Source organism: Veillonella sp. 3_1_44, assembly GCF_000163715.1.
Classification (GTDB): domain Bacteria; phylum Bacillota; class Negativicutes; order Veillonellales; family Veillonellaceae; genus Veillonella; species Veillonella parvula_A.
Genome location: NZ_GG770199.1, coordinates 396662 through 407952, shown reverse-complemented (window position 1 = coordinate 407952; position 11291 = coordinate 396662). Strand labels below are relative to the sequence as shown.

5 protein-coding genes are annotated in these 11291 nt (G+C 33.7%); 3 read left to right on the top strand and 2 right to left on the bottom strand.

Annotated features, from left to right (window positions below; translation table 11 throughout):
- Positions 1-150 (bottom strand): transposase (locus HMPREF0873_RS01895; protein ID WP_038125518.1); only part of this gene is annotated, 150 nt, incomplete at its 3' end.
- Between the two features lie 193 nt (positions 151-343).
- On the opposite strand from HMPREF0873_RS01895, the gene HMPREF0873_RS01890 reads away from it, so the two are divergent.
- From HMPREF0873_RS01890 to HMPREF0873_RS01880, 3 genes are read left to right on the top strand one after another with little or no spacing between them, the layout of a single operon-like run.
- Entirely contained in the window at positions 344-2209 is a 1866-nt protein-coding gene (locus tag HMPREF0873_RS01890; protein ID WP_038125370.1) for a ShlB/FhaC/HecB family hemolysin secretion/activation protein, read from the top strand.
- A 31-nt stretch (positions 2210-2240) separates the two neighbouring features.
- Positions 2241-9065: a hemagglutinin repeat-containing protein gene (locus tag HMPREF0873_RS01885; protein WP_008713989.1), complete on the top strand. Its 6825-nt coding sequence runs from the start codon at positions 2241-2243 to the stop codon at positions 9063-9065.
- On the top strand, positions 9055-9957 hold the full coding sequence (locus HMPREF0873_RS01880) for a DUF805 domain-containing protein (protein ID WP_038125367.1): 903 nt from the start codon (positions 9055-9057) through the stop codon (positions 9955-9957). Before HMPREF0873_RS01885 ends, HMPREF0873_RS01880 begins: the two co-directional genes overlap by 11 nt.
- A 108-nt stretch (positions 9958-10065) precedes the next feature.
- Here the strand turns inward: HMPREF0873_RS01880 and HMPREF0873_RS01875 are convergent, their stop codons facing one another.
- A complete protein-coding gene (locus tag HMPREF0873_RS01875; protein ID WP_008713984.1) occupies positions 10066-11004 on the bottom strand; it encodes an IS30 family transposase in 939 nt (312 codons plus the stop codon).
- Between the last annotated feature and the right edge of the window lie 287 nt (positions 11005-11291).

The following is an 11291-nucleotide window of genomic DNA, read 5'->3' as shown; positions in this document are numbered from 1 at the left end:
TACATTTTTCCTCTTACATAAATCTCTTAGAATTTTACCTACATCAGCTTTTATCCGCCCATAAATTATTTGTCTTCTATATTTTGGAGCAAAAACAATATGATATTTACATCTCCATTTACTATGTGATAAGCTTTTTACGTCATTCATTGACATTGAACCTCCTATGTTGAAATGTTGTGGTTGCCAGACCAACTCCATTCTAGCACTAGGAGGTTCTTTCCTTTTCTCTAAGAATTTTTACTGACCCCCAGTTTAACTGGGGGTTTAGTCATGCCTATTCGGCGTACAAAAACATAATAAAATATAAAACAGGTTTATATTTTATTACAAAAGGAGAAATATGAAAAAGAGAGAATTATTATTCTGTCTAAGTTTAGTGTGTATGGTGCCAATAAATATTTTGGGTGCTAAACCTATTGATACTCAAGAACAACTAGATAGAGCGAGAGAACAACAACTAGCGAGAGAGGCGCGGCTTGGAGAGGGACGAATTACAGTACAAACAGGTGGAATAGATTTTTCATCTGGTTCTTTAACATCACAAGATGGTTATACAGTACCGGCACAACAGCCAGCACATGTAGAGCCATCCTTTTTTGTATCTCATATCCGTGTTGTTGAAGAATTTATTAGTCAGTCTGCAGAATTAACATATAGTAATATGATAAATACTACTATGGATCAGACGATATTTGTGGATAATAGTTCTGCAGCAAGTGTACGATTAATTAAAGGTCCATTATATTATGAAGCACAAAAAAAGAAGATACAGTTAGATGTGCCTAACGAGTTTACGTTTCTACGTAAAACAATTAAACCATTTGTAAATCGCAAACTTACAGTTAAAGATATAAATAAATTATCTACTAGCTTAAATACTGCACTTATAGAACATGGATACGTCACGTCTCGGATTGGCATTCCATCCCAATCATTAGCTTCAGGTAATCTACAATTTAATTTACAACTCGGTCGCGTAGAGTCTGTCTTATATAAAACGTATGCACAACCATTGCCATGGCAAAATGCATTTCCTATTCGTGAAGGCGATATCCTTAATATTCGAAATATAGAACAGGGGATAGAGCAAATGAAGCGAATTGGTTCTCAAAATGTGTCTGTTGAGCTTGAGCCAGGAACAAAACCGTTAGCTACGAATATTGTACTTGAAACTACTAAAAAACCACCAATTCATGGAATGATATCCATAGATGATTCTGGACTAAAAGATACTGGTAAACTACAGTGGACGGCTGCAATTGGAGTTGATAGGGTATTTAATGCTAATGATTCATTAAACTTAAGTATTAATCGAGATGCTGCTCAAGATGGTGAACGAAAAGGTAGTCGAAACCATACTATTTCTTATTCAATACCTAGAGGGAAGGATACCTTTAGTATTTCCTATAGTGATATGAAATATCATCAAACGATTAATTCTATGGCTACTCCATTTATTAGTTCTAGTCATGCCAAGACTGTAAGAGGTTCGTGGAATCATGTATTTCATCGAGATCGAACGACTAAGCGTAGTTGGGATATTATTATCAGCAAGCGTAATGCTAAAAATTATATTAATGATGTAGAAATTGCTGTACAACGTGCTAATACAGCTTCTTTAGAAATAGGTATATCAGAACGAAGATACATAAAGAAAAATACATTATACTCTAGAGCAGCTATTAAACAAGGGGTTGGTTGGTTTGGTTCGCAACCAGAATATGGTAATGGAGCGCCTAGTACTCGATATACTCAACTATTGTTAGATGTCGATTATCAAATTCCACGTATATGGGGACATAGACCAGCAAGTATTACTACATCTTTCCATGGACAATGGACATTAGGGGATAAACGTTTATTCTCTAGAGATATGATTAGCCTTGGTAATCGATATACTGTACAAGGATTTGATGGTGAAAATACACTAATGGCTGAAAGTGGCTGGTATATGCGTAATGAGGTTGCTAGTTACATTCTTAAATGGAAATCAAGTGTTTATGCTAACATTGATTTTGGCGCCGTATATGGTCCAAGTACAGAGGTATTAACAGGAAAATTTATTGCTGGTACTAGTCTTGGGATAAGAGGACAATTTAAATCTGGATTATTCTATGATGTATTTGTTGGGGCTCCTTTATATAAACCAAGTGGTTACAAAACTGATTCTTTAACTGCAGGTTTCCAAGCAGGTGTGCGGTTCTAATATAGTATACGTATTAATTGAGAGAGTAAATATGAAACAAAAACGATTACAATATAAAATTGCAGTATGGCTTACTATGGGGTTAATGATCGTTGATCCTTTAGTCATACCGTTTGTATATGCAGAAAATCCTATAGAGGTAGATCGAAATGCGCCACATGAAAGACAAGCCATGATTGGACAAGCTACTAATGGTGTCACATTGGTAAATGTCGTAGGCCCTAGCGCTGGTGGAGTATCTAGAAATGATTATACTAACTTTAACGTACCACAAAATGGTGTAATTCTTAATAACTCTTACCAAATATCTAATACCAAGCTTGGTGGATATGTTCCTGGTAATACTAATATGATGCGTGGCTCTGCCAATGTCATTGTTAATGAGGTTACTTCACACAATCCAACTAATATGAACGGGTTTATTGAGGTAGCAGGTCGTAAAGCTTCAGTAGTTATAGCAAATCCTAATGGTATTACTGTAGATGGTGGCGGATTTATCAATACAGATCGAGCAGTATTAACTACAGGTAAACCTGAATATGATTCATCAGGAAATCTAAACTCATATCGGGTGGAGCGAGGAATTGTTGCTATTAATAGAAACGGTCTTAATGCCAAAGAGGCTAACTCGTTACAAATTTTAACAGAAGCAGCGAGTGTAAATGCTGGAGTCTGGGCAAATTCGATTGAAGCTCGCACTGGTAAGAATAAAATAGATGCTAATACATTAGACACACAAAAGATTAGTAATTCTAATAATATTGGCTTAGATGTCTCTGCTATTGGTGGTATGTATGCAAACTCTATTACTCTGAAAGGGACCAACACTGGTCTTGGTGTAAATGTTAAAGGTGTAGTAAGTTCTACACAAGCCTCTAATATTACTAGTGATGGTCAAATTATAGTTGATGGTGGTGTTACAAGTAATGGTAATATTATTTTAGATGGACAAAGTATAGCAATTCATTCAAATGGCGTGGTTCAAGGTGATTCCTCTACAACTGTACATAGTCAAGAAAAGGTAAACAATAATGGTCTTATCAACTCTGGAAATACTACAACTATAAATGCTAAATCTATAGATAATAATGAAGGTGGACGTATTTATGGTGATACAGTAGATATTAAAGCTAATATAGTTACAAATCATACTAATAGTGAAATAGAAGAACGCTATCATAAAGCTGGTAAAGAGCTAGAAAAGGCAAAAAATGAACTTGATGCTGAATGGAATGCTGATATATCTAAATATAAGACCAAGCCTGAGCTAGAGGAACATCGTCAACGGATTAAAGATTTAACAAAAGCGTATGATGATGTACAAGAGAAGGTTACTGCTATTAAGGCAGAACTAGATTCTCATAAGTCTGGTGTAATTGCGGGTCGTAATCATGTTAATATAACTTCAGATACAATAGATAATACTGGTAAAGGTCTCATTTATAGTGGTGGAACTATGGACTTTATTGCTAAAGATGGTATACATAATAAAGGGGCGACTATTAAAGCTACAAAGTCTATTAAACTTGATACTCCTACAGTAGAAAATAATAATGTTGCGTTAGGAACCAAGCGTGTTTCAGATGGGATTACTAAAAATCCAGATAAAATAAAAGTTACTCATCCAAATCATAAATTAGAAGGTCAGGTATTTGATAAGTCTGAGTTCCCATATGCTGATGATTCAAGTGGTTATGGTACACCGCATGTAAAACCAGTTAAAACGCCTGAAGATGAAGCTTATAATAAGGAAATGAATAAGAATGAGAACCGAATAAATCAGTTTACAATCATTAGAAGTGAAGCCGAACAAACTCACAAAAAGATTACCAATGATGATCCAGGTATCATTAGTAGTGGTGGTGATTTAGTAACTACTGGTATACTTTATAATGATAATAGCAGCGTGATTTCAGGAGGAACTTTTAAAACAAAGGGCTCTATACAAAACATATCAGATATGATTAGTGATAAAACCTTTATTACTGGAACTACTCAAGAGAGTAGAACCAAAAAGAAAAGGAAACGTCATGGTTATAGAAGTAAACGTATACGTGTTTGGGGCCCTGAAGTCTTTATGACACCGTCGATTACTGAAGAAAATGTAAAACCAATTGGTACTCTAAAAGAGCACGCTGAAGATAAAGTATCCAAAGCTACTATTGCAAAGGTCAATGATAGTTTAGATCCATATGGTCTGGGTGGGGGCAAAGGTAAAGCAAGTCAAACCATAGATGGTTTATCGTTACCAACAGAGGCACTATATGATATTCATCCTGCTATTACGGCTAATGCTTTGATAGAGACTGACCCTGCTTTTACTAATCGAAAGAATTTTTTATCCTCTCAATTTATGATTGATGCGTTGACAAATAATCCTGAAAGAAGATTCAAACGCTTAGGTGATGGATTCTATGAACAGCAACTTATTAATGAGCAAATTGTATCAGCTACAGGTAAACAGTATTTAGAAGGTTATACAGATAATGAAGCTGAATATAAAGCTTTATTAGAGGCTGGTGTAGCTTTTGGTAAAGCTTTTAAATTAACACCTGGAATTGCTTTATCTAAAGAACAAATGGACGCTATAACAACAGATATGGTTTGGTTGGAAACTAAAACCGTTATAGTAGATGGAAAAGCGCAACAAGTTTTGTATCCTAAAGTGTATTTAGCCAAACAGACTGCTAAATCTATGGATGCAATGAGGGGGATTATAAGTGGCAAAGCTATCGTTAGCAATACTAATACAGATATTCTAAATCAAGGCATTATGACTGCAGATACAATTGTATTAGGGGCTAATGATATAGAAAATACAGGCCGTATAGATGGACGTAAAGTGACTATTAAGGCATCTCAAGACGTAATAAATACTGGTAATATTCATGGTGAGAAACGGGTTAATATTAATGCTGGTCGTGATATTAATGTAGGTGCTCATGTAAATAGATTACAACATCACGATATTGTTGGTCGCCAAGGAACTATAGGTGTAGGAGAAAAAGGCGATTTAGTTTTATCTGCTAAACGAGATGTTAACCTTAAAGGTGCTATTGTTCATACTGGAGATAATTCTAAAGCAACGATTGAGGCTGGTCAGAATATTAATTTAACAACAGAGACATTATCCGCTAAAAAGGATATGACTGTTAATAGTGAGAATTATAATCGCACAGATCGTCGTACTGAATTAGGTACAGCTATTTTAAGTGATAGTAATGTTAATTTACAGGCAGGAAATGATGTAAATATCCGCAATGGTATTGTTAATAGTGAACATGGTGTCACATCTGTTGAAGCTGGAAATGATGTTACTATTACAAATGGGCAAAGTTATAGTCGTGATGAATATGGTCTAAAATACAAAGAAAAGAGTTTACTATCTCGTACAACTAATATCATACGTACAGATCATGAACGCACAGGTGTTTTATCTTCAACAATTGGTGGAGATACGATTAATGTGAAAGCTAATCGCAATGTTTCGGTAACAGGTTCTAATATTTTGGGAACAAAAGATGTATCTGTATCTGCAGGTAATGACGTGCGTACAGATTCAGGTGAAGAAACACAACGTGATGATGTATATCAATATAGTAAAAAATCTGGCTTAATGGGCGCTGGTATAGGCTTTACTATTGGTAGTAAGAAAGTGACTGATACACTAGAAGGAAATTCAAAAACTAATGTAAATACATTAATTGGTTCTGCGAATGGAAAAATTAGTATTGATGCTAATAATAAAGCACATCTCACTAGCACTGATATAATTGGTAAAGATGATATTGAAGTTAGTGCTTCTGATATTACTCTTGATGGTAAACATGATACTGTGGCATCGAAACAGGTGCATGAAGAGAAACAATCGGGTTTAACTGTTAGCTTAGGTGGATCTATCGCATCAGCACTGACTACTGCACGTGGATTACAACGTAAGGCTAATAGCCGAGATGATAAACGCTTAGGAACTTTAGAATCTCTTGAAGCTGGTAAGGAACTTAAAAAAGGTTATAGTAAGATTCAAGAGTATAAAAACTTTACTCCTGATTTTGTACGAGATGAAGCACAAAAATCAATAGCGTCTGGAATACTTAAAGAACAAAAAGTAAAAGAAATTGATAGTCTTTTACAAAATAATAAATTAACCGATAAAACTAGAAAGGCATTAGAAAAAGAAAGAAAAAGATTAGCTGAAGAAGCAAGTTATGAAAAAGCAAAAGGTTACAATGACTTAAATGACATAAATGGAGATCAAAAGCAATATAAAGAAAATAAACGGGCAAAAAAAGATGGATTAGCTAATATTCATGTAAGTGTTGGCTCTAGTAAAAGTAGAAGTGAATCAAGATTAGATAGTAGTAAATATGCAGGAGGTCATATAGTATCTGATAATGGAATTAAATTAGTTACAAAACCAACTACGACTGATTCAGGAGATATATTAGCTATTGGGGAAACCATTCGAGGAGAATCTGTTGAATTAGATGCAAGTAGAAATCTCTCCCTACAAGCTGGAACAAATACAACTACAATAACTGATAAATATGATAGTAAGGGCTGGTCAATCGGGGTTAACCTTAGTGTTAATGGTGGTGGTTTGCTAGGTATTGATGCTAATTATAATAAAGCAAAAGAAAATGGTACCATAGTTAAAACAACTCATTCGGGAACGGTTGTTCAAGGCAAAAAGGTAATTACAAACTCTGGTGCTGATACTAATATTGTGGGATCAAAAGTATATGGTGACTCTATTCAATCTCAAATAGGTAGTGATTTAACTATTAAAAGCTTGCAAGATAGTGAAACCTATAGAGGTGAAAAGAAAAATGTTGGATTTAGCATTTCTACAAATGGTACACAATTAGGTGGGGTATCTGCAGAATATTCAAAAGGTAAAATGACTAGTGATTATACTAGTGTTACTGAGCAAGCTGGATTATATGCTGGTGCTGAAGGCTTTGATATCACAACTAAAGGAAATACTAAATTAGAAGGTGCTGTTATTGATAGTAAAGCAAAAGCAGACAAGAATAAATTATCAACGAATTCCTTAACAGTTGAAGATATTAAAAATAAAGCTAAATATAAATCTAGTAATACAGGCTTAAGTTATACATCTGTATCTGGATTTAAAAATTTAAATCAAGCTGGTAAAGGTGCTGTATATAACTCTTTAGGTTTGTTACCAAAATTATTACCAGATTCGGAAAAATCAGTGGAAAGTACTACAAAATCTGTTATTGCTAATGGTACAATAACAACAGAATCATCTAATATTGATATTAATAAGATTTCCAAAGATACTAAAAATAGCCTAAATAAACTTGATACTATTTTTGATAAGAAAAAGGTAGAAGAACGACAAGAACTCGCACGATTATTTGCTAAAGATGCATTTGAACAACTTCATTATTGGGAACCTAAAACAAAAGAAGGAAAGGCTGCAAAAGCATTAGCACATGCAGTAGTCGCTGAAACATCTGCACGTATAGCGGGAAACCCTAAACGCAGTGGCTTCTATGCTGGTGCAACAAATGAAGCTTTGATTGGTGAAATTCAAAAAATTGCTAAATCTAATCCTGCTGTAGCACAATGGTTAAGTGCAAGTTTAGGGGCATTGGTAAATCATGGGCTTGGTAAATCTCCGATTACTGGGGCTACAGAGGCTCAATATGGAACTAAATATAATAGATTTTATAAAAGACGTGCAACGATTCCTGTTGCTGGATATATTAAAAAGAAAGATCAAGAAACACTTAACATGTATGGTTTAGGAATAAAAAAATCATATAATGGTATTAGTGAAAATGTTAGTACAGATAGTGAAGAAGATGAAAGCTATGTAGGAGCTCCTTATATTGTTTCAACTTGGGCTGATGCAGACACTGGAATGGCATATCATACTCTTTCAGATGGTACAGTTCAACCTATGAATAAAACTTGGGGTAAAGTTTTAGAGGGGCGTGGATACCCAACTGCTTTAGGTAATGATGGGGCGTTTTATACAGGAAGTGATGAAGTGGGTTGGTATTATAATCCTAATCCAGCTTTTGACTCAATAAAAAATGATAACCTTGCAAGAGCGATGTTAAAGAATGCAAATGATTCAGTAAATATAGAATTAGCTAGACTAAGACCTGGGACTGAGCAATCTATAAATGCTTTTGGATTTACATATAAGGTGAGAGCTGGAGATGAACCTAATACAGTATATAGAACCTATGGGTTTGGAAAAAGTTTAAATTTAACCGATGCATTGAAGGGTGCCGGGGTAATTAAAGAGGCTATGGGAGACACATTTGTAGTTAATAATAGTCAGCGGAGTGGTATTGGTTTATTAGGAATCAGCTTTGAAACAGTAAATACTCCTAATAATAGTGATATTGATTTAAAAAGCTCACGATTAAAATTAAGTCATACTGGCTGGGGTATTAATAATGATGTTAGGTTAAAGAAAGTAGAAGATTTAAATTTAAATATAGATAGACCAGATAAAGTTAAAAACCATACTCAGTATAATTTATCTGACTATACTAATTATGTTCCTGTAGGTACGGAGATTGAAGTTTCTAAAACCTATAAGGTTAAGTCCGATGTTTCAGCTGAAGATGAGCGTTTAGTTCAGCAATCAGTTCCTAATATGAATCTAAATACTAGGCGAGCTAGGGCTTTAGAAGTATTATTGAGAGACCAAGGAAAAATTTACATAAATCGAAATAATGGAGATCCTTATTTTGTAATAACTGATAAATATGGTCAAAGTCAACTATATACAAGTAGTGGGGGTTTTGCTTATATTAAAAATTCAATATTAAAATCGGATTACTATGAGGAGAAAAGTGATGATAAGTAGAGAAACGACTCTCCTAAAAAAAAATTTATACGATTTAGTTCATAATACTAGGGTGGGTAAAAAAGCATATATCTTTATGTTGATTGGCCTATTCTCAACGTATTTAGTGAGTAATGCCATTATTAATAATATATCAGTAGATTATATACTTATGTATTATGTAAGATATATTTTTAAAATATTGGGATTGGGGTTAACCCTAGAATTAAGTAGACGTAGATTACATGATTCTGGATATTCAGGAAAATGGTTATGGAACTGGGGGGCATTCGCTAGCATTATATATGCATATTATGTTTATGACATATATTCTACAGAGGGGCTGTTTTTGAGCTTTTTTGAACAGATATTCCTCATAGAGATATTGATTATATTTATTCCAGCAGTATTTTTATTCTTTTTGCCATCAGAACAATGTTTAAATAAATACGGTGATGGGAATTTGCAGATGATATCTAAAGTAAACTCTATTGGATATTTAAAATCTAAGATAAGTCTAGATAATGATAAAGGAATTATAGAATATTTACTAGATATTTATTTTTACCGCACATTTAAACCACAAGGACGTTCTAAGATTATTGAAACATGGATAGGAATAGGTACTTTAGGAACTATAATGAGCTTATTAGTAACTTTTGTGAATATTCTTTTTACAATAAAAAGTGAAACTGGAATAGAGATACTTGGAACTATATCTATTTATCTATTTTATCTACTATATGCTTATACGATTTTTTCTATTTTAGCATTATTTATTCGACGCCTGCATGACAGTTTGTATAGTGGATTTTGGGTACTATTGTTACTAATACCATTTGCAAATATTTTTGTCTTTTATAGACTATTAATAAAAGGTAGTTGGGATGTTAATAGCTTAAAGGAAATTTAATTTTTAATAAAATGGTGTTGAACTTTTTAGCGTTCAACATCATTTTGTGTATATTAAAATAATAGTGTAATTTATATATCTTGAATTGCAATAAGTAATGCGACAAAATTAAATCAATTTTCTAATCTCATGTTTAAACATGTCAAATGGTGTTTTAAACCCAAGGCCTTTCCTAGGTCGATTATTAATCAACATTAGTGCTTCTGTTAGTTTATCCAGTGTAACTTTAGCTAAATCGGTTTTCTTAGGGAAAAATTCTCGGAGTAACCCATTACTATTTTCATTAGAACCACGTTGCCATGCTGCATAAGCATCGGCAAAATACATTGGTATTCCAAACTTGTTTTCAACCTGTTCATAGCAAGCAAATTCCTTAACTCGGTCCACCGTAAAGGTTTTAAGTAATTTACTGGTTAATGTATTGTACAGGGAATTAATAGCTAAAAACATAGAATCTTTAGAGCGATCATTCATTTTTATAGCCACATAGAATCGTGTTTTACGTTCAACAAATGTAGCTAAACAGCCTTTGCTTTGACCTCTGGAAGAAACCATTGTATCTAGTTCCCAATGACCAAAAACCTCACGGTTTTCAACTTCTTGAGGTCGTTCTTTAATGGTTCTTTTAACACTGAAGCGTCCACGGGTTTCCTGTGTGCCAGGTTTTTTTCCTTTCCGGCGAAGTACTTTTTCTGTTACAGCAAGAAAACCACGATGGATCCAAGAATATATGGTTTTAAAGCTTAGAACATCAACTAATTCAGCGCCAATTACTTCTTCTGGAGACCAAGTTTGTTGTAACCTGGATTCAATTAAAGCCGCTAATTGAGGTGTTAACTCTGTTGGTCTGCCTTTATTAGCAGACTTACTAATTGCTAACTGCTGTGCTTTAATCGCAGAGTATTCGCCTTTAACACGATTTAATTCTCTTGCTACAGTAGAATGATGAACACCGATTAAACTAGCGATTTTACGAACAGAGTACCTTTCTTTTCTTAAAACTTCTATTTGACTTCGTTTTTCTATGGTAAGATGTATATAGCTCATATTAGAGACCTCCGTGTCATGTATTTGTGGTTATTTACATTTTATACGAGATCTCCAATATGAGTCTTTTTATTTATCGCAATATATTTTACAATTCATCATGTAAAATAATAAATTTAGTATATAATCCTTGTAAAAATATTCCAGCAGATGAAGTGGTAAAAATGAGGTGTAATAGAATCAATGAAATTAATATATTATTTTGCTACTATATCCTTGTTTTTAGTATTTGCCTATAGTGTAATTCAATATATCCGAAAATCTACTGAGGACATAAATGAAAAATA

What these genes read in the sequence shown, in the direction of transcription:
- HMPREF0873_RS01890 (WP_038125370.1), top strand. Translation starts at nt 344, where the DNA reads ATGAAAAAGAGAGAATTATTATTCTGTCTAAGTTTAGTGTGTATGGTG.
- HMPREF0873_RS01885 (WP_008713989.1), top strand. Translation starts at nt 2,241, where the DNA reads ATGAAACAAAAACGATTACAATATAAAATTGCAGTATGGCTTACTATG.
- HMPREF0873_RS01880 (WP_038125367.1), top strand. Translation starts at nt 9,055, where the DNA reads ATGATAAGTAGAGAAACGACTCTCCTAAAAAAAAATTTATACGATTTA.
- HMPREF0873_RS01875 (WP_008713984.1), bottom strand. Translation starts at nt 11,004, where the DNA reads ATGAGCTATATACATCTTACCATAGAAAAACGAAGTCAAATAGAAGTT.